The 19,732-nt window shown below is 58.0% G+C and carries 13 protein-coding genes; 8 read left to right on the top strand and 5 right to left on the bottom strand.

Annotated features, from left to right (window positions below):
- Nucleotides 1-133: 133 nt before the first annotated feature.
- The 4 genes from atuD to GJU83_RS03790 form a co-directional block, all read right to left on the bottom strand.
- On the bottom strand, nucleotides 134-1,294 hold the full coding sequence (gene atuD, locus GJU83_RS03805; protein ID WP_153633741.1) for a citronellyl-CoA dehydrogenase: 1,161 nt from the start codon (nucleotides 1,292-1,294) through the stop codon (nucleotides 134-136).
- 163 nt (nucleotides 1,295-1,457) lie between these two features.
- Complete coding sequence (locus GJU83_RS03800) at nucleotides 1,458-3,074, bottom strand: acyl-CoA carboxylase subunit beta (protein ID WP_153633740.1); 1,617 nt, start codon at nucleotides 3,072-3,074, stop codon at nucleotides 1,458-1,460.
- 10 nt (nucleotides 3,075-3,084) lie between these two features.
- Nucleotides 3,085-3,951, bottom strand: a complete 867-nt coding sequence (locus tag GJU83_RS03795) for an SDR family oxidoreductase (protein WP_153633739.1) — start codon at nucleotides 3,949-3,951, stop codon at nucleotides 3,085-3,087.
- 149 nt (nucleotides 3,952-4,100) lie between these two features.
- Nucleotides 4,101-5,897 (bottom strand): acyclic terpene utilization AtuA family protein, encoded by a 1,797-nt coding sequence (locus GJU83_RS03790; protein WP_153633738.1) that lies wholly within the window; start codon nucleotides 5,895-5,897, stop codon nucleotides 4,101-4,103.
- Nucleotides 5,898-6,062: 165 nt separating this feature from the next.
- On the opposite strand from GJU83_RS03790, the gene GJU83_RS03785 reads away from it, so the two are divergent.
- The 8 genes from GJU83_RS03785 to GJU83_RS03750 all read left to right on the top strand — a co-directional run bounded on the left by GJU83_RS03785 (nucleotide 6,063) and on the right by GJU83_RS03750 (nucleotide 18,169).
- Nucleotides 6,063-6,674, top strand: a complete 612-nt coding sequence (locus GJU83_RS03785; protein WP_174805008.1) for a TetR/AcrR family transcriptional regulator — start codon at nucleotides 6,063-6,065, stop codon at nucleotides 6,672-6,674.
- Between the two features lie 203 nt (nucleotides 6,675-6,877).
- Nucleotides 6,878-7,942 carry a hypothetical protein gene (locus GJU83_RS03780; RefSeq protein WP_153633736.1) on the top strand — a complete coding sequence of 355 codons (1,065 nt, stop codon included), beginning with the start codon at nucleotides 6,878-6,880 and terminating at the stop codon, nucleotides 7,940-7,942.
- A gap of 58 nt (nucleotides 7,943-8,000) precedes the next feature.
- Nucleotides 8,001-9,011: a putative solute-binding protein gene (locus tag GJU83_RS03775; protein WP_069182999.1), complete on the top strand. Its 1,011-nt coding sequence runs from the start codon at nucleotides 8,001-8,003 to the stop codon at nucleotides 9,009-9,011.
- Between the two features lie 15 nt (nucleotides 9,012-9,026).
- Nucleotides 9,027-11,078, top strand: coding sequence for a TRAP transporter large permease subunit (locus GJU83_RS03770; protein WP_153633735.1), 2,052 nt, complete (start codon nucleotides 9,027-9,029; stop codon nucleotides 11,076-11,078).
- A 273-nt stretch (nucleotides 11,079-11,351) separates the two neighbouring features.
- A complete protein-coding gene (locus tag GJU83_RS03765) occupies nucleotides 11,352-13,859 on the top strand; it encodes a S8 family serine peptidase (protein ID WP_167516386.1) in 2,508 nt (835 codons plus the stop codon).
- Complete coding sequence (locus GJU83_RS03760) at nucleotides 13,859-14,332, top strand: protease complex subunit PrcB family protein (RefSeq protein WP_153633733.1); 474 nt, start codon at nucleotides 13,859-13,861, stop codon at nucleotides 14,330-14,332. The genes GJU83_RS03765 and GJU83_RS03760 overlap by 1 nt, the downstream gene beginning before the upstream one ends.
- 67 nt (nucleotides 14,333-14,399) lie before the next feature.
- Nucleotides 14,400-16,295, top strand: a complete 1,896-nt coding sequence (parE, locus tag GJU83_RS03755; RefSeq protein WP_153633732.1) for a DNA topoisomerase IV subunit B — start codon at nucleotides 14,400-14,402, stop codon at nucleotides 16,293-16,295.
- A gap of 95 nt (nucleotides 16,296-16,390) precedes the next feature.
- Nucleotides 16,391-18,169, top strand: a complete 1,779-nt coding sequence (locus GJU83_RS03750) for an SLC13 family permease (protein ID WP_069183004.1) — start codon at nucleotides 16,391-16,393, stop codon at nucleotides 18,167-18,169.
- On the opposite strand, the gene GJU83_RS03745 is transcribed toward GJU83_RS03750, so the two are convergent.
- Complete coding sequence (locus GJU83_RS03745; RefSeq protein WP_069183005.1) at nucleotides 18,164-19,450, bottom strand: EAL domain-containing protein; 1,287 nt, start codon at nucleotides 19,448-19,450, stop codon at nucleotides 18,164-18,166. The genes GJU83_RS03750 and GJU83_RS03745 overlap by 6 nt on opposite strands.
- Nucleotides 19,451-19,732: the final 282 nt, after the last annotated feature.

Below are 19,732 nucleotides of genomic sequence, written 5' to 3'. Positions count from 1 at the left end.
GCTATCGGGCCGGGTCAGGCGTCCGGGACTGTGAGCAGCATGGATGCTGCGATCAAGCCTACATGGACGTATTCACGGCGCGTCCCGGACGCCTGGCCCGGCCTGATAGCCCTGCCACCGAAGCCCTGTACGTTTAGTCGCGCTTCTTACCCGGAAGCGTCCCCATCATCTTGCAGATAATCCCGAGCATGATTTCATCGGCGCCACCGCCGATAGACACCAGCCGCACATCCCGATGCGCCCGGGAAATCGGGTTATCCCACATGTATCCGTTCCCGCCCCAGTACTGCAGGCAGCTGTCTGTAACCTCACGGCCCAGGCGTCCGGCCTTGAGTTTGGCCATGGAGGCCAGTCGGGTCACATCCTTGCCTTCAATGTGCAGTTCGCAGGCCTGGTAGGTGAGCGCGCGCAGGGCCTCGACCTCGGTTTGCAGTTCTGCCAGTCGGAAGTGAATGACCTGGTTATCGATCAGCGGTTGGCCGAAGGTCTTGCGCTCGCGGCAGTATTCGATGGTCTTGTTGATGCAGTTTTCCAAGGCCTTGATAACGTTGGCGGCACCCCACAGGCGTTCTTCCTGGAACTGCAGCATCTGCATCATGAAACCGGTGCCCTCGGCGCCAATGCGGTAGCGCTGGGGAACGCGGACATCGTCAAAAAAGATCTGGGCCGTTTCTGAAGAGCGCATGCCCAGTTTGTTCAGATGCGGGCTGAAGGAGATGCCCGGAGTTTTGGTAGGCACCACGATCAGGGATTTGTTCTTGTGGGGCTTGTCGTCCGAGGTGTTCGCCAGCAGGCAGATGAAGTCGGATTTGGGGCTGTTGGTGATCCACATCTTGGAGCCGTTGATGATGTAGTCGTCACCGTCTTTTTTTGCGGTGGTCTTCATCCCCGCCACATCCGAACCTGCGCCCACTTCACTGACACCGATGCACCCGACCATGTCACCGGCAATGGCCGGCGCCAGGAAGCTGCGCTTCAGCTCATCGGAACCAAACCGGGATATCGCCGGGGTACACATGTCAGTCTGAACCCCAATGGCCAGCGGCACGCCGCCACAATGGGCCATGCCCAATTCCTCGGCAGCCACCAGGTTGTAACTGTAATCCAGCCCCATGCCGCCATATTCTTCCGGCTTTTGAATGCCCAGGATCCCGAGGTTGCCGAGCTTTTTGAACAGCTCATGAATCGGGAATTCCCCGGCCGCTTCCCATTCGTCGCAGTGAGGATTGATTTCCTTCTCCACGAAATCGCGGACGGTTTTTCGAAGGGCTTCGTGTTCGGCTGTGAATTTCACGTTCTTGTTCTCCTGATTGTTAGTTCGTGCCTTCTGTTTGCTAGTGCACGTTCTTTAACTTGGGTGGCGGCTGTGTGGGATCGGTTTTTGGACAGGGTGCCCCAACCGGTTCATCCCGCAAAACAAGCAATCCCATAGGCGGGCCCCACCAAACCCAAAAAGCCTACAGGCGGGCCACACCAAAGGTATTGGGCCGCAACTGCCTCGCCTCGGCTTCCCGGCAAACGTCCAGAACCAGGGCCAGAACGCGCCGCGTATCCCGCGGATCGATCAGCCCGTCATCCCACAATCTGGCCGTTCCGAACAACGCCGTTGAGCCTTCCTCCAGTTTTTTGGCCGTCGCCTGCTCCAGAAAATCCAGTGTCTTCGGATCCGGCTCCATGCCCCCGCGACGCTGCTTGTCTTCGGCCACAATACGCATCACCTTGCCCGCCTGAGCCGGGCCCATAACCGCCGTTCGGCTGTTGGGCCAGGCGAAGATGAACCTCGGGTCCAGACCGCGACCGCACATGGCGTAGTTACCTGCACCATAGGAACCGCCGATGACAATTGCGACCTTTGGCACCCGACAATTGGCCACGGCCTGGATCATTTTTGATCCGTGTTTGATGATGCCGTTCTGCTCTGAGTGGGTGCCCACCATGAAACCGGTTGTGTTATGCAGGAACAGCAGCGGCGTTCCGGCCTGGTCGCAGAGCTGGATGAACTGGGCCGCTTTGGCGGATCCGGCCGGGGTGATCGGGCCGTTGTTGCCGATGATGCCAACCGAGTGACCTTCGATACGGATGGTGCCGCAGACGGTCTGGTCGTCGAACTCGTTCTTGAAGTCCATGAACTTCGAACCGTCGGCGATTCGGGCAAGAATCTCGCGAACGTCGTAGGGTTTTTTAGAATCTGCCGGGATCACGCCCAGGAGTTCCTCGGCCGGGTAGAGTGGTTCCTCCCATTTCAGTTCTCGCTTCGGCGGCAGTTGCTCGTTCCAGGGCAAGGCCTCGAGGATATTTCTGGCCTGGCGGATGCCGTCGGCGTCGTCTTCGGCCAGGTATTCGGCGGTTCCTGCCACAGTGGCGTGCATTTCGGCACCGCCGAGTTCCTCGTCAGTGGCAACTTCGCCGGTGGCGGCTTTCAGAAGCGGGGGGCCGGCCAGGAACATCTTGGCCTGCTCACGCACCACGATCACGTAGTCGGACAGCCCCGGCTGATAGGCGCCGCCGGCGGTGGCGTTGCCATGGACGACGGTAACCTGGGGAATGCCGGCGGCCGACATGCGCGCCTGGTTGGCAAAGCCCCGGGCGCCGAGCACGAAAATATCGGTGGCGTAGTTCAGGTTGGCGCCGCCGCTTTCGGACAGGGAAACCACGGGGAGCTTGTTCTCCATAGCAATCTGCTGAAGCCGCAGGGTCTTGTCCAGGCCGGCCGGGGTAATGGTGCCGCCCTTGATGGCGCTGTTGCTGGCAACGACGAGGCAGCGAATGCCGCTGACATAACCAATACCAGCGATGATCCCGCCGCCGGCCATGCTGCCGTCCTTGTCATCGTGCATCTTGTAGCCGGCGAGCGAACACAGCTCCAGGAAGGGTGTTCCCCGGTCCAGCAACCGGTTGATACGGTCCCTCGGAAGCAGCTTGCCCCGCTTGGTGAACTTCTCCCGGGCCGCTTCCGCCAGATCCAGCACCTTCTGTTCCACATCCCGGAACGTGGTGATGTGGGCGTCCATGGCCTCGGCATTGGTGCGGAAATCCTCGGACTGGGAGCTTACAGTGGATTCAAGTACCTGCATGGTAGGCTCCTCAGTCGTCGCTCAGAACTTTCGGGGTAACAGCCCGGTGAAAGCCGTTGTAGGGCGCGTTATTCTTGGCCTTCGGCAACGGCCACACCCGGCCACCCTGGGAGGCGCCGCCATCAATCCGCAGGCAGTCGCCGCTGATAAACGCTGCGCCAGGGCTGAGAAGGAAACAGATCGCCGAGCTGACTTCGGATTCGGTACCCATCCGCTTGATAGGCACGTTATCGCCCAGGCTGCGAATCCACTGCCTCATGTGTTCGGGGTAGTTGTCCATGCCGCTGGAGGCAATCCAGCCCGGAGCAACGGCATTCACCCGAACGCCCGATGCACCCCACTCAACAGCGGCCGTTTGAGTAAAGTTCACCATCCCGGCCCGGGCAGCACCGGAGTGCCCCATGCCGGGCATGCCGCCCCACATATCGGCCACGATATTGACGATGGCACCCCCGGTTTTCGAAAGCGCCTGGGTATAGGCTTCCCGGGCCATCAGAAAACCGCCGGTCAGATTGGTTCGCACGACGGTTTCCCAGCCCTTCTGGTTAATCCCGGTCAGCGGCGCCTGGAACTGTCCGCCGGCATTGTTCACCAGCCCGTTCAGACCGCCGTGTTCGGCAATGATCGCTTTCACCGTGGCTTTGACTGATTCCTCCTCACGGATATCGCAGACATGGGCGGACGCAATGCCGCCGTCCTCAGTGATCTCAGCTTTCACAGATTCCACTTTCTCGGACTTGCGACCGACCAGGGCAACCCGCGCGCCCAGGGCAGCGAGTTCATGGGCCGTGCACCGGCCGATGCCAGAACCGCCGCCGGTAACAATAAACACCTGGCCCTTGAACAAGTCGGGATGAAAAACAGACTGATAGCTCATAGTAATGAAGACCCTTTAATAGTTCGGGCGCTCTGGTTGGTAGCGCGTTTCGGGACTGTGAGCAGCAAGGATGCTGCGATCAAGCCTACATGGACGTATTCACGGCGTGTCCCGGAACGCGCTACCAACCAGAGTGCATGCACAAAAAATCAATCTTTAACCAGGCCAGAAGGAACAGGCACCGGGAACTCAAGCAATTGCTGCGCAAACGCCTTCCCCTGGGGATCAATCCGCAAGCTGGCGACACCCCCGCCACCAAGACTGTGCTCCAGCAGAAAATTGATGGCCTGCAAACCGGGCATGGCCCAGCGGGTGACCCGACCGTTTTCCGGATTCAGGGTATGGGCCATCCATTCCGCAACGGCCGCTTCCGTCAGTGCGGTTTCGATAAACGGCAAAAATTCCGGCTTGCGGGCAATCACGCCAATGTTGGTGTGGTCACCCTTATCGCCACTCCGGGCCCAGGCAAGTTTGACCAGAGGAACAGTGGTATCGGTGGCGCCAGTGTCATGAGTGAACGACTGCGGCGGAAGGTCGGCACTATCGAAGCCGCCGCTGGTCTCAACTTCAACGGCCTGCCGCTCGCCACCCAGATCCACGGATACCTCGACTTCTGTTTTCGGCACCAGGCAGGAATACAGCCGGATTTTCGGCCACACGGTCGGACGCCCTCCGACAATTCCGGTAATTCCCGGTGCCATGCCCGTTGCCGCCTGGGCAATTTCCCGGGAAAACAGCACAAGCGCTTCTTTCTTGGGATGGGCCGTGCTGATCTTGACCACGACTTCCCGGCAATCCTCACCCCGGCCGTGAGCGCCATAAGTGGTTTCGGTACCCAGAAGCTCGATGCTGGTTTCACTGTAATCGGGCAAACCACGCTCACTGAACATGCGAGAGGTCTTGGCGAGGATGGCCTGGGCCACGGTCCGGGCTTTGGCCCTGGCGTTCATGCCAGCCAGAAGGAAAGTAACCGTACACTTGAAGCCATCCGGCCAGGTGCCCGACACCTTGTAGCTATCCGTAGGCGCAAGGCCCCGGGCACCTCGAACCTGAACCTGGTCCTTGCCCGTTTCCTCCAATTCAACGCCCGTGAAATCGCAGGTAACGTCCGGCAGCAGATAGGCCCTGGGGTCGCCAATCTCATAGACCAACTGTTCGGCCACAGTACCCCGGCTCACCAGGCCGCCGGTGTCCTCGGGCTTGGTGATAAAAAAGCTGCCGTCGGCACTCACTTCGGCAATCGGGAAGCCCATGTTGGCGTAGCCACCGGCCACCTCTTCCCAATCGGTAAAGTTGCCACCTGTAGCCTGGGCGCCGCATTCCAGCAGATGCCCGGCCAGGCTACCCTGGGCCAGCTTGTCGTAGTCCTGCCAGCTCCACCCGAATTCGTGCACCAGAGGGGCCAGCGCCAGAGCGCTGTCAGCAACCCGGCCGGTAATCACAATGTCGGCGCCCTGTTCCAGGGCGGCAACCAGGCCCGGCGCGCCGAGGTAGGCGTTCAGGCTGACCATCATGGGTGGCATCGGCTGGCCGGAGGTCATTTCCGTGATGCCCATATCGGCCAGCTTTTTCTTTTTCGTCAGCAGGTCGTCGCCCAGAACCAGGGCGATCTTCATGTCTACGCCTGCCTTCTCGCAGAGGGCCTGAAGGGCGTCGCGACAGGCTACCGGGTTCACGCCGCCAGCGTTGGCCAGTACGCGGATGCCTTTTTCCTTGATGTCCCCGAGCAGGGGAGCCATGACGGTCTGGACGAAATCCCGTGCATAGCCCTGGGACGGATCTTTCATCTTCTGCCCGGCCATGATCGACATGGTGATTTCGGCCAGGTAATCGGCCACCAGGTAGTCAATGTTGCCCTGATGAACCAGTTGCGCGGCGGCGGTCTCAGTATCGCCCCAGAAAGCGGCGGAGCATCCGATGCGAACAGTTTTTTGAGATTCAGCCATGTTCCTGTGCCCTGTTTAAGCCCTGTCTATGGTTACCGATTCGATGCCTGGGGCAATCGCGGTTTTGTCTAACATGGAATTGACAATACCAAGCAAGCGCTTGGTTTGTAAATAGGCAAGTTTCAGGTAGAATTAAAGGCCTCTCTTGCCAACCGGAAAACCTCAGTGAGCCAGAACAAGATCCTCCAGTCCCTGATCGCCGAGAACCTCGTGTCTGACCCCAATGGTGCCCGCGGCCGCCTGCTCACAGAGGCCGCCCGCCTGTTCCGGGAAAAAGGCTATGAGCGCACCACGGTTCGCGATCTGGCCGCCGCCGTCGGTATTCAGTCTGGCAGCCTGTTCCATCACTTCCGGACCAAGGAAGAGATCCTCAAAGCAGTGATGGTTGAAACCATCCGTTTGAACACCGCACTCATGCAGGCGGCGCTGGAGGCTGCAGATACCAACAGAGAAAAGCTGCGGGGTCTTGTCCGTGCCGAGCTGGAGTCAATCAACGGTCAGACCGGCGAGGCCATGGCGGTATTGGTCTTCGAATGGCGGAGTCTGTCGGCCGCCTCCCAGGTGGAAGTGCTGGAACTTCGGGATATCTACGAGAAGCTCTGGCTCGATGTCCTGGAATCGCTGAAACGCGAAGGCGCTCTGAAGGCGGATCCCTTCGTTGTTCGAAGGATGTTGACCGGTGCTCTCAGCTGGACCGTAACCTGGTACAAGCCGGAGCGGGGAGGCCTGACGCTGGATGGTTTGACCGATCAGGTCATGGCCATGATGTCTCTCTGAATCGGTGTCATTTTCGAAAGTCTTTGTTTTAAATCAATAAAACCCAGAGCAATTCCATTCCCTGGAGGCCATTGGCCCGATCGGCATAACAAAATCGGCATTCGAGCCATTTTTGTAGGACAGTTTTCACCGCATTCTTGCACCCGTTGACAAAAACCGAGTTCAGATCGGGCAAACAAAAACAACGTGATGCAGGGTGAAATATGATCTCCTCTCTGGCAAGGCTCGGACCGCGCCTTTTCGCGGCTCGCCTCAAGGCTCTCTCGCTGGCGGCGGTTGCCGCACTCGCAGGTTGCTCGGCAAATCCCATCTACACCACCACTGGCTTTGTGCTCTCCAACTACTCCGAGGGCGAGGCCACACCCTACGTATTGCAGATGTCCGATGCCCAGATGGCCTGTGCGTTGGGTGAGGGCGTTGATCCGTTGCTCTATTCCTTTTCACGGGTGACCGATGCCCCTGACAGCACCGGCTCCTTGCTGATGCTCCTGGCAGGCAATTGCGCCGAGTATGAAGCCTGGGAGGCTGAGCTCGCCTATCTCAGGGCAGACTATGAGGGTGATGTGGCAGCGGCTAAGGACGCCAGAGAAGTGGCCAAGCGCTTGAATGCGCTGACCGCGAAACGCAGGTACGCCTCCTTTCAGAGAGCGATGGCAGCCTATGAGTTTGATCCCGCCGCCGAACCCCTTGAATGCCCGTTCCTGTTCACCGAGCAGGACGAAATCACCTTCTTGCTGGGCCTGCTGACCGGCATGCAGGCTATCGTAAACGATGCCAATTCCGGCGCTATGGCTGGCGTACCCAGGAACATTGCGCCTCAGGCCGAGCGTGCCGCTACCTGTCTGGACAATGAAAAGTGGGGCGGAATGCCCAATGCCATCCGGGCGCTGGTCTGGCTGCTGCTGCCGGATACCCGGCCGGCACTGGCGCCGGATCCCTGGCAGGTGCTGGAGCACAGCAGGAAGCTGGGCGTCGAGAAAGGCATGCGGGTTCCGCACGCGCTCCAGGCTGTTGCCGCCGAAACCTTTGGCCGGCCCGAAAAACTTGAAGAAGCCATCGCCACTTTCGCCGAAGCCGATGCAACGATTGAGGTCTGGGACGACTACCGTCTCGTGGATGAAGTTGCGGCCGGAGTGGTTCGCTTTTCTTCGGACAAGTACTGGACCGCCAACTACGGCTATCGGACGCCGCAATCCTTCTTCGGCAGGATGAGCCCTGAGCGGCAAACCGAAAACGTCGAAACCATGAATCTGGACGACCTGCTGTAAGGCAGGTGGCCGACATCCTCTGAAAACTGACAAACACAAGAATGACCCGGAGGTCGTTATGATCCGCAAATCCCTGACTGCCATGGCTCTTGTCGCTGCCGCTCCTCTGGCATCGGCGCAGTCTGTCTCCATGTGTGTATTCGATGTCATCGGCGCCAATGGAGACTTCTACAACTTTGTCAAAGACTATGCCCTGGAGATGAAAGGTCACGGCGTGGATTTCCAGCTGAAACCTTACACCGACGAGGGTGTAGCCATAGGTGATTTCAATGCCGGGCAGTGCGATGCGGTTGCCGCCACCGACATCCGGATTCGTCCATTCAACAAGTTCACGGGCAGCATCAGTGCCGTGGGAGCCCTTCCCACCTACGACAATCTTAAGACCCTGCTGGCCACGCTGGCCCAGCCCAAAGCAGCGCCGTTGATGAAGGATAATGGCTACGAAGTGCTCGGAATCATTCCGGTCGGTGCCGGTTATCTGTTTGTGAACGATCGCAGCATCGATACCGCCGGCGAGCTGGCGGGCAAGCGGATGGCGACTCTCGATTACCAGAAAGACGCCATTCACATGGTGAATTTCGTCAAGGCCACGGTGGTGCCTTCCGACATCACCAATTTCGCCGGCAAATTTAACAACGGTTCTGTGGATACCGCCTATGCGCCGGCCTTCGCTTACGAGGCCCTGGAACTTTATAAAGGCATCGGCGAGAGCGGGGGTGTGGTGGACTATCCGCTGGCCCAGCTGACGCTTCAGATGGTCGCCCGGGATGACGTGCTCGACGATGAAACCGCCCAGAAAGCCCGGGAAGTAGCCTGGAATATGTTCCCGCAGGCCATGGGTCTGATCGAAGGCCAGGAAGCGGCGATTCCTGAAGAAAAATGGGTGCGCATCCCTGAAAAAGATATCCGTGGTTATCAGGAAATGTTCCGGGAGAACCGGATCGAGATGCGTGATGGATTGAACGGTGCCCCGGATGTGTATCACCCGAAGATGATGGGGCTGCTCAGCAAGATTCGTTGTGCCAGTAACCCCGCTGCTGCCGAATGCACCGCGGCCAACCGCGAATAACGGGGCAAAACCATCATGAACTGGCGAGCCATTACCGCCCCGGCCGCACGAACCCTATACCCCGTACATCGCGTGTACGGGGCCGTTCTGCTGCTCCTGCTGCTGTTCACCCTGCTGCTGGGCATGGGCAATTCTCTCCATTCCCGTCTGCTCTGGGTTGGTGAGCAGACCTGGCCAAATTATTACCTGCTCAACCCGGATGCCACGGAGCCATCGTGTCAGTTGGCGATGGACATTGATGCTGAGGTGGCCCGACGGGTAGCCAACTATAAGCCGGATCCGGACGACCTGTTCAGTTCACCGCCCAATCCGGAAGCCATTCGTAAATCGCTGCAGAGCAATCTGGAACTCTGCCAGCAGCAATACGATGTCTACGAGCAGAACCTTGCCCATGCCACGCCGGCTCTCGGCGCTTTCAAGGCGGTAGAGCAGGGGCTGGCGGATTTCCTTCTGGACAACATTGAGCTTACCAAGTACCTGTTCATCGCAATGTTCGCGATGGCCGCCGCCATTGCGGCACTGGACACGGACCACATAGCCTTGCGCCTTCCCCGCAATCGTGCCGAATGGCGGTTGAGCCAGGGTGTGCAGTTTGTGGTTAACGGTCTGATGGTGGTGTCCCTGAACGCTTACCTGAGCAAGCTGGCGACATCGCCCGGATCGGAAGACACCATGAGCCTCCAATACGCTTGGGGCGGGGTCTTCGGGCTGTTCATGGTGATCAATGCGGTCCGGTTCCTGAACGTCCCGGAACGGATTCGTCCCGGCGGACTTTCCGCCTCCTCGGGCCTGGTAATTCCGCTGTATTGCGCCATGGGCCTGATCGCCATGAGTTACTTCTTCCTGGTAGACGGGTATGCCTCGGGCCTGGCCATCTATTTCGGGATGATGTCCAATCTGTCGTCCATGTTTATAAACATTGGCCTTTACGTGCTGGTGGGCATGATGCTCAAGCAGACCCGGATTCCCGAACTTCTGCTTAACCTCATTAAGCCTTTCAATCTGCCTGCACCGCTGCTGGCTTCGGTCATCATCTTCGCCACGGCCTTTCCGACCGCATTTACCGGCGCATCCGGTATATTCATCCTGGCCGTGGGCGGGGTTGTTTATGACGAACTGCGCCGCGCCGGTGCAGGGCGCCAGCTGTCTCTGGCAACGACCGCCATGTCCGGCAGTCTCGGGGTGGTTCTCAATCCATGCCTGCTGATTGTCGTTGTCGCAGCCCTCAATAAAGAGGTCACGACCACCGAAATGTACAGTTGGGGCTTCTGGGTTTTCATCATGTCAGCAACGCTGTTTTCGCTGATTGTCTGCAAGACCCAGGGCAACTGGAAGCCCCGTCCGGCGCCGGGGGCCTTTCGCGCCGCCCTCGCTGAAAGCCGGGCTTTGCTGCCTTATGTGGCAGTGGCGGCCCTGGTCATCGTGTCTATCTGGGTGGTTCTCGGATTGAAGTTTAACGAGTACAGCGCACCGTTGATTCTGCCGCTGGTCATGCTCGCCTTGGTGTTGCTGGATTCCGGTCGCAGTAATGAGGAGCAGGGCCAGACCCTCTCTCAGGTATTCTGGAGCCGTAGCTCCGCCGCGGCCAGCGATTCAGCGGTGCATATTGGAGCACTGCTTGCGCTGATCGGGTTTTCCATTTGTCTGGGGGGGATCCTCGAGCGCTCGGATATTGTCCATTCGCTCTTCCCGGAGGATTTGACCAGTCCCTGGGTCGCCATGCTGGTGATTGTGGTGATGCTCACGGTAATTGGTATGGTCATGGACCCATTCGGTGCGGTGATCCTGGTCTCAGCCACCATTGCCCAGCCGGCGATCCAGCTGGGTATTGATCCGCTTCACTTCTGGATTGTGTGCCTGGTGGCATTCGAGCTCGGCTATCTGAGCCCGCCAGTGGCGCTGAACCACCTGCTGACCCGGCAGGTGGTGGGCGAGACCGAAGTGCTGGCGGCAGAGCGCACCGGTTCCTTTTGGCATCGCTATGAGCGGCTGCTGCTGCCTTTGGCCGTGATGGGGCCGACACTGCTGTTTGTGGCGTTCGTGCCGATGCTGTTCTATGCGCTGTAATGTTGCAGTGAGATAAATAGAACCGCCTGAGGGAAACTTCAGGCGGTTTTTTGCATCTGGAATACAAGGGGAAACGTAGTTTGAACGAAACCAAACACTTGAGAGAAGCGTGTTTGGTATAACCTAGGAATCAACATTGACCTGCTGCCAGTGGCCTGACCTATGAACTCGCTTGCACTTTCAAAATCAGTCCCGCTTTTCCTCGCTGCGCTTTCCCTTGTGGGTTGTGGGGGAGGAGGTAGCGGTGACAGCCTGGATTCTCAGGAACCCGGGTTGAGTGGCACCATTACGATCGAAAGTGGAACACGGGTGGACTCGGACACGGCTGATGACAGCCGTCTGAACGAAGCAGTTTCCAATGATTCGTCGAGCACCGCGCAGTTAATCCCTTCAACCGGTATTCTGGGAGGCTATCTGAGTGCCACCTCTGGTATCTACCCGGATTCTGACGGGTTTATATTTGAGTATGTCATCGACGGCCAGGATACATTTCGCACAGATCTGGCAGCGGGCAGCACGATTGCCTTACAGGTTTTCAAAGATGCAGGTTTTGCCGAGCCTACGATTACGCTTTCCGTTGAGCAGGGCGGTGCCTCAGATTCAGATTCGGGGGCAGGCGATACGCCTCTGATGGTAAGTGCGCCTGCTGAAGGGCCTGCAGAAATCAGCGTCAGAACGGCAGGTGGCGGCCCATTCCGATACGTGCTGTCTGTTTCGACTGCCGGTGTGACCAATTTTCAGAGTTCTCATTACAGCCAGCCGGAGTTTGTGCCAGACGAGGCCGTTGTGCTGATGTCGGCGGCAAAGCAAAGTCGTTTGGGGCCGCAGGGCATTGCCGGAGCCTTGTCCGCCTCCTCCGCGAAATCATTGGGGCAGGGCGCCTGGTTGGTCAGGCGTGATCCTGTTGGTTTAGTCGCTGCACTATCCACCGGCTCTACCAGTAGCCTGCGAGGAGAGACGCTTCGTTGGATCGCTGAACTGAAAGCGGAGCCCGGAGTTCAGGTTGCAGAACCGAATTATATCTATCGGGCCCAGGCCGACCGGGACCTCTCTTCTCTACAGTGGAATCTGCCCCTCATCAGTCTTCCGCTTGCCTGGCAGGCCGCACCGGGCCAAGGCAACTCTATCGGGGTCGCTGTGATGGATACAGGCCTGTTTACGTCCACTCCGCAAACCTATGGCAATTGGCATCTCGATTTAGATGCGAACGTTATTCCGTTCAATTCCGGACGAATACTGGACTATGTATCTGCTGATCTGGACATAGATCCACAGTTTAGCGACCCCCTGGGTTATGACAACAACCCGGCTGACCCAGGCGACGGCAAACCTCAGAGCAGCAACTTCCATGGAACCCATGTCGCCGGCATTGTAGCTGCGTTGAGGGATTCTGCCGGCGTGGATGGCGTTGCGCCGGAGGCCACACTTTGGCCCGTCAGAGTGCTTGGGCGCGATGGGGCGGGGACTCTCGATGATCTGGTTGCAGCGGTTAACTGGGCTGCCGACAACCCGGATATCGATGTCATTAACCTGAGTCTAGGGGGCGTTGGCCCAAGCACCGTGTTGGAGGCAGCCGTAAACCGGGCTGATGACAATGGAAAGCTTGTTGTCGCTGCGGCAGGCAATCAGGGCACCGATGAGTTGACCTATCCAGCCGCCTTTGAGCGGGTGATCGGGGTTGGTGCAGTTGACGGGGGCAAGCTGCGCGCTTCTTACTCCAATTTTGGCGGTTCTGTAGATCTGGTTGCCCCTGGCGGCGATGCGACCAGGGACGCGAATCTGGATGGCAACGCCGACCTGATCATCAGCACCTGGGGAGTTGATGATGGTGGCGACTTTATCCGTTCTTACGCAGGGTTGCAGGGCACTTCAATGGCGGCTCCGCACGTTGCAGGCGTTTACGCCTTAATGAAAGGCGCAAACCCTGAGGTAGTCACTCCCGGCCAGTTTCGAGCCTGGCTCGCCGGCGGTGTGCTGACAGAAAATGTCGGCAACAGCACTGAATACGGGGCAGGCCTGATAAATGCACTCAAGTCAGTCGATGCGGCTCTCGACGGGGCAGTGAGCACGATCGTCCTGTCTTCCCCTTCCGCCATCGAGTTTGATCGGGCGCGCTTCAATAGAGAGCTTGATTTTACAGTTTACCCCGAAGGCGAGTCGGTAGTGGTCAATGGTATTGCCTTCGATTCTGACCTGATCTCTATCGATCCGGAGCTTTCAGCTGGTAGCCCTCTGCCGGACTCGGTGGCAGTCGCCGTGGTGGAGGAAAACGTTGTCGATGGGCAGACCTATTCCACCACCATCGAAATTGATTACAGTGCCGGCGGTGATTCGGGAAATCTTGAGATCCCGGTCTCTATAGACCTCAGGGCATTGGCTGATGAGCGAGACGCGGGTCGCCATTACGTATTGTTGGTAAGTCCTGATGAAAGTCGTGAAACCATCGAGCAGCGCGTAGTGACTGCCCGTGACGGAAGCTATAGCTTCTCGTTCGATGACATAGAGCCCGGGGAGTACTTTCTGGTAGCTGGAACGGACATGGATAACAACGGCTTTATCTGTGAAAGTGGCGAGGCTTGCGCCGAATACCCGGTAAATGGCCTGCCAGAGAAGATCGTTATCGGTGAAGGGCGGGTTTCTGGAGTCAGTCTCAGCACAAGCTTCCGTCGCCCGACCATTGCATCCATGGGATTGCCCCGCATCGGTTTCGAGGGCTATCGTCTGAAAAACCATGGAAACGCCAGTGCTGAGCCAATGAGAAACCTGGAGACCAATCGTTGATGTCCATTTACTTTCGCGCCGGATTTCTACTGGTTGCAACGCTGCTGGCATCCGGGTGTGCGAGCAGTCGTTCTGAAACTGCAGCGGGCGGGCCGCTGGCACGCCAGATTACCCAGTCGGCACACTGCGGTCTGACCGCTCCGGGTCATGTTCATCTGACAAGCCGTGAGGAGGTTCGGCGCCTGGAAGCCCTGCCTGGTCGGAACCTCTCCCTCGAGTCTTTGAAAAACATTGACTTTGAGCGAGAGCACATCGTTCTGGCGGCTATTGGCCAGAAGCCAACCGGCGGCTACAGCGTTACCCTGGACGCCTCCGAAATTCGGAGTGGGGCCCTGGAACTCAAGGTCAGAGTGACCGAACCCGCCCCCGGCATGATCGTCACTCAAGCCCTGACCACCCCATGCGCGGTGATCGCGGTGACGGCTGAAGGCTGGGACGATATCCAGATCACCCGAGCAGAAAACAACCGTTGATCTTTCGTCACGAATCCCTAAGCTATGGCTCAGCTTTTTATATCAACCGCGGAGTCAGTTCCTGCCCATGAGCCAGCAACAATATAACGCCGATGCTATTGAAGTACTGAGCGGCCTGGATCCGGTGCGAAAGCGGCCGGGGATGTATACCGACACCAGTCGGCCCAATCACCTGGCGCAGGAAGTTATCGATAACAGTGTGGATGAGGCGCTGGCAGGGCACGCAAAGCGTATCGATGTGGTGTTGTACAGTGATGGCTCACTGAGCGTTGAAGATGACGGCCGGGGCATGCCGGTGGACCTCCACAAGGAAGAGGGCCTGCCTGGCGTCGAACTGATCCTGACCCGCCTCCACGCCGGCGGCAAATTCTCCCAGGGCAACTACAACTTTTCCGGTGGCCTCCATGGTGTCGGTGTTTCCGTTGTAAACGCGTTGTCCACCCACCTGGAAGTGACCATCAAGCGGGATGGCCAACTCCACAGGATGACATTCGCTAACGGTGAGAAGGCCTCCGAGCTCGAGGTGATCGATACCGTCGGCAAGCGCAACACAGGTACCCGTCTGAAGTTCACGCCGGACGTAACTTACTTCGACAGCCCCAACTTTTCGATCAGCCGGCTTCGCCACAACCTGAGAGCGAAAGCGGTTCTTTGTCCCGGCCTTACGGTGACTTTCCTGCAGGAAAAAACCGGCGAGAAAGATGAGTGGTTCTATGAAGACGGGCTGCGGGACTATCTGCGCACTGCCCTGGCAGATATTGAAGTGGTGCCGTTGGAGCCTTTCACTGGCAGCTTTTCCGGCAACAAGGAAGCGGTGGACTGGGCCATTCAGTGGCTTCCCGAGGGCGGCGATGCCATCATGGAGAGCTACGTCAACCTGATCCCTACAGCCCAGGGTGGCACTCATGTAAACGGATTGCGTACGGGGCTGCTTGAAGCCATGCGCGAGTTCTGTGAGTTCCGCAATCTGTTGCCCCGTGGCGTAAAGCTTTCCCCGGAAGATATCTGGGAGCGGGCGGCCTATGTGCTTTCCTTCAAGATGCAGGAGCCACAGTTCTCAGGGCAGACCAAAGAGCGCCTTTCTTCCCGTGAGGCTGCCGCCTTCATCTCCGGTGTGGTCAAGGATGCCTTCAGTCTCTGGCTCAACCAGCATACCGATGTCGCTGAGGCGCTGGCGGAACTCTTTATCAGCAATGCTCAGCGCCGTCTGCGGGCCAGTAAAAAAGTGGCCCGGAAGAAAGTTACCTCGGGCCCTGCGCTGCCCGGTAAGCTGGCGGACTGTTCCGGCGGTGATACCGCCCGTTCGGAGTTGTTCTTGGTAGAGGGCGACTCCGCTGGTGGTTCCGCGAAACAGGCCCGGGATCGGGAATTCCAGGCAGTGATGCCGCTGCGCGGCAAGATCCTCAACACCTGGGAGGTGGACTCCGGCGAGATTCTGGCATCCCAGGAGGTCCATGATATTGCCGTTGCCATTGGTGTAGATCCGGGTTCTGACCAGCTTGAGGGCCTCCGGTACAACAAGATCTGCATCCTCGCCGATGCGGACTCGGATGGTCTTCATATTGCCACGCTGCTGTGCGCGCTGTTTGTAAAACACTTCCGCCCTGTGGTGGCCGCTGGCCATGTGTTCGTCGCCATGCCGCCGCTGTATCGGGTGGATCTGGGCAAGGAAACCTTCTACGCCCTCGATGAGCACGAAAAGCAGGGCATCATCGACCGCATTGCTGCCGAGAAACGCAAGGGCAAGATTTCGGTGACCCGCTTCAAGGGGCTGGGTGAAATGAACCCGCTCCAGCTGCGGGAAACAACCATGGCTCCGGACACCCGTCGACTGGTTATGCTGACCATAGAGGACGGTGACGACACTGATAGCCGTATGGATATGCTGTTAGGCAAGAAGCGCGCATCCGATCGGAGAGCCTGGCTGGAGACCTACGGCAACATGGCCGACATTGAAGTTTGATATGTCATAAGGTGCTATAAAAAGCATCCTTTATTCTTTCTCTGCATTCTTTAAACTCGTTATCCTGCCAGTTTTCTGATCGGGAAGAACCGTTGATGGACTGGCAGGGCTGGTTTGCGCTGGGCCTCGCAGGCACCGCGCTGATACTGATGAGTGCAGGGCGATTTGCGCCCCATCTGATCATGATGGGTGTGCTCGTGGTGCTCAGTGCCAGCGGAATTGTTTCTGCGGATCAAGCCCTTGCCGGATTCAGCAACAGCGGCCTGATTACCGTTGTAGCCATGTTTGTGGTGGCCGCGGGCATTCACCATTCCGGCGGCGTCGATCTGCTGGTGCATCATCTGCTTCGCAATCCCCGGACCGTCCGCTCGGCACAGGCGCGGATCGCTCTCCCGGTCTCCCTTCTGAGTGGCTTTCTCAATAATACTCCGGTCGTCGCCACCATGATTCCGGCGGTACACGCCTGGTCCCGGAAAATCGGTATCTCACCGTCGAAACTGATGATTCCCCTGAGCTATTCCGCCATTTTGGGGGGTACCCTCACGTTGATAGGAACCAGCACCAACCTGGTCGTGAATGGCCAGTACCAGCAACTGACCGGCGAACAGGGCTTTTCGATCTTCTCCATTACGGCCGTGGGACTGCCGGTAGCCATCATCGGTGTCGCGGCGCTGTTGCTGGTTATGCCCAGAGTGCTGCCGGACCGCAAGGACCAGCAGAAATTCGGTTCCATGAGGGAATTCACTCTGGAAGTGGCGGTGTCATTCGACGGGCCGCTGGTCGGGAAGACCGTCGGTGAGGCAGGGCTCCGGGAGCTGGAACGTCTATACCTGGTCGAGATTGAGCGGGATGGTAGCGTGGTTACCGCAGTGCCTTCGGAGGAGCGGCTCAGGGGTGGCGATCGGCTGGTGTTCGCCGGTGATACCCAGGCCATTTCAGACCTCTTGCGCATCAACGGTATCGTTCCGTCGGTTCATGAAGATGAGCCCAGCCTGAGTAAGGATCGGGCCGAACGGCGTCTCGTGGAAGCGGCCTTATCGCCGCAGTCTGATGTTCTGGGCTCGACCATTCGCGATGCGCGGTTCCGTGACCGATACGGTGCTGTCGTCCTGGCTGTTGCTAGAGGTGGTGAGCGTGTGTCCGGCAACCTCGGTAACATTCGACTCAAGCCGGGCGATGTGCTGCTTCTGGAAGCACGCCCCGCGTTTGTCAGTCGCCAGCGCTATAACAAGGACTTCCTGCTGATCAATGACCTGGAAACCGAGACACCCCGGCACGACCGCGCCTGGCTGTCCTGGGGAATCCTGTTGGTGTTGGTGGGCCTAGCTGCCTGCGGCACGCTGAGCATGCTGAATGCGGCCTTGTTAGGTGCCGCGGCGATGATTCTGTCGGGCTGCTGCTCGGTTGGCCAGGCCCAGAAATCGGTCGATGTGCCGGTTATTCTTACGATAGCGGCGTCATTTGCCATGGGTGCAGCGCTGGAGCAAACCGGCGCTGCGGGCTTTGTCGCTGAGGGCATTCTTGGCTTCAGTCAGGGCAATGTCCTTCTAACCATCCTTCTGGTCTATCTTGTTGTGTCGGTGCTAACTGAGGTTATTACTAACAACGCTGCCGCTGTGCTGGTCATTCCCATTGTTCTGTCGATGACGACCAGTATGGGAGTCGCTGCCGAGCCTTTCGTGATCGCCGTCATGATGGCCGCCTCGGCCAGCTTTGCCACGCCACTGGGGTATCAGACCAACATGATGGTGTTCGGGCCGGGCGGTTACCGATTCAGTGATTTTGTGCGGGTGGGGTTGCCGATGAATCTGTTCATTGGTGCGGTCACGGTTGTGGTCATTGCACTGGTTTACGACATAAATCCCGGATTATGAGGTTTGCTCGGTCGGGTTGGCGAGAATGTCGCAGCAGAGCACCTGGAGTTTTCCGTCCTGAAAATACCCCAATGACAGAGTGACACACATATAAGCACCGGTAACGCAGAGATACGGTGCGGTGACGTGCAGGCTTTCCGGGTGGGCCAAAGCCTGGCGGAGGTACTGTTGGCGGAACCAGTCGGCACTGCTGGTACTCTCCAGAGGTTTAAAACGCGGGTCCATGCTGCGGGTACCGGTGTCGGAAACCAGCGTGTCATCGATCTGAACGCCTTTATCATCGACCAGGTAGCAGCGTGAGACGGCGGGGTGGTTCAGCAGCTCCAGACAGGATTGTTGCATGCTCATACCGCTGCGGAGCTTGCTGATGGCATGGTCGAAAAAGCCACTAAAGAAGTCCACCAATTGCCGTGTCGGGTCCAGGGTAACCTGGTTGCGGTTCTTGTATTCCTGCAACAGATTGTCGAAATCGGCAGGCCCGTGGGCCAGTTGGTCCAGTTCGGTACTAGGTCTGCGGAAATAGAAGCCTTGCACGAAGTCCACGCCGGCATCAATGGCGATCATCGCCTGATCGCGGGTTTCAACACCTTCCAGAAGCACCAGGCAGCCGGACTGGTGCAGCAGTGACACGATGCCATTCAGAATCTGTCGGGCTTTGTGATCGTCTGTTGCCCGGGTCAGCAGCTTCCGGTCCAGCTTGACGATGTCCGGGGACAGGTTCCAGATTCGCTCGAAATTGGAGTGGCCGGCGCCGAAATCATCAATCGCCGTCAGGCAGCCCAGTTTTTTGTAGTAGGCAACGGTTTCCCGCAGCCTTTCTGCATCGTCTGTTGGCTGCTCGACGATTTCCATGACAATACGGTGCGGCGGAAGCCCGGTCTTGGTGAGCAATTGACCGAAAAACGAATCGGCTTGGCTGCCGCTGGTGACCACTTGCGGAGAGACGTTAAGGAAAAGCCAGTTCAGTTGATCGCGGATGCCACTGTAATTACGTATGTGAAGGTATCGGCACAGGCGGTCGAGGAGCAGGTTTTCCGCGTCTGAAGTCGGTAGCTGAAAAAGATGGAGCGGCAGGACGGCGGAGTTATCGTTATCAAACGCTCTGATCAAAGCCTCGTAACCGACGATGCGCTTGTGCGAAATGCTGTAGATGGGCTGGAGTGCTGTTCTGAGGGTCAGTCCGCGAAAATCGGCAGTCCATGTATCACCTTCCCTGTTCAGCATAGGGGATAACAGTTCCACTTCGGGATCTGTCAGCTTTTCAGGGAGGCGTTTCGACATAGCTGATTCTGGTCAATTAAACGAACGCATCAGCCGCCCCACTCTGGCGCCTGAACTGTCTTTTATCAGTACAGATGACGCAGTAAAACTTGCGAAGTTACTGATAGTTGGAGGGAAGATTGCCAAAAAAACGCGTTTATTACCACTGTTTCATATGGAAAGTGGAAACGGTTTGTATCTTTCGCTGTCTTGAGATGGGGAGAGGAGCCCAGCGGCCCGGGCGGACCGCCAGAGAATCAATTGTTGCTGGGTACAACAACGCTTTCGTCGAATTCGAGTTCC

The organism is Marinobacter salsuginis (assembly GCF_009617755.1).
Classification (GTDB): Bacteria; Pseudomonadota; Gammaproteobacteria; order Pseudomonadales; family Oleiphilaceae; genus Marinobacter; species Marinobacter salsuginis.
Note: the sequence above shows the minus strand (reverse complement) of the source record. Positions and strands in the feature narration are given on the sequence as shown.

Coding starts and splice junctions, on each gene's coding strand:
- GJU83_RS03770 (WP_153633735.1), top strand. CDS start 9,027: ATGAACTGGCGAGCCATTACCGCCCCGGCCGCACGAACCCTATACCCC.
- GJU83_RS03780 (WP_153633736.1), top strand. CDS start 6,878: ATGATCTCCTCTCTGGCAAGGCTCGGACCGCGCCTTTTCGCGGCTCGC.
- GJU83_RS03790 (WP_153633738.1), bottom strand. CDS start 5,897: ATGGCTGAATCTCAAAAAACTGTTCGCATCGGATGCTCCGCCGCTTTC.
- GJU83_RS03795 (WP_153633739.1), bottom strand. CDS start 3,951: ATGAGCTATCAGTCTGTTTTTCATCCCGACTTGTTCAAGGGCCAGGTG.
- parE (WP_153633732.1), top strand. CDS start 14,400: ATGAGCCAGCAACAATATAACGCCGATGCTATTGAAGTACTGAGCGGC.
- GJU83_RS03750 (WP_069183004.1), top strand. CDS start 16,391: ATGGACTGGCAGGGCTGGTTTGCGCTGGGCCTCGCAGGCACCGCGCTG.
- GJU83_RS03760 (WP_153633733.1), top strand. CDS start 13,859: ATGTCCATTTACTTTCGCGCCGGATTTCTACTGGTTGCAACGCTGCTG.
- GJU83_RS03800 (WP_153633740.1), bottom strand. CDS start 3,074: ATGCAGGTACTTGAATCCACTGTAAGCTCCCAGTCCGAGGATTTCCGC.
- GJU83_RS03745 (WP_069183005.1), bottom strand. CDS start 19,450: ATGTCGAAACGCCTCCCTGAAAAGCTGACAGATCCCGAAGTGGAACTG.
- GJU83_RS03775 (WP_069182999.1), top strand. CDS start 8,001: ATGATCCGCAAATCCCTGACTGCCATGGCTCTTGTCGCTGCCGCTCCT.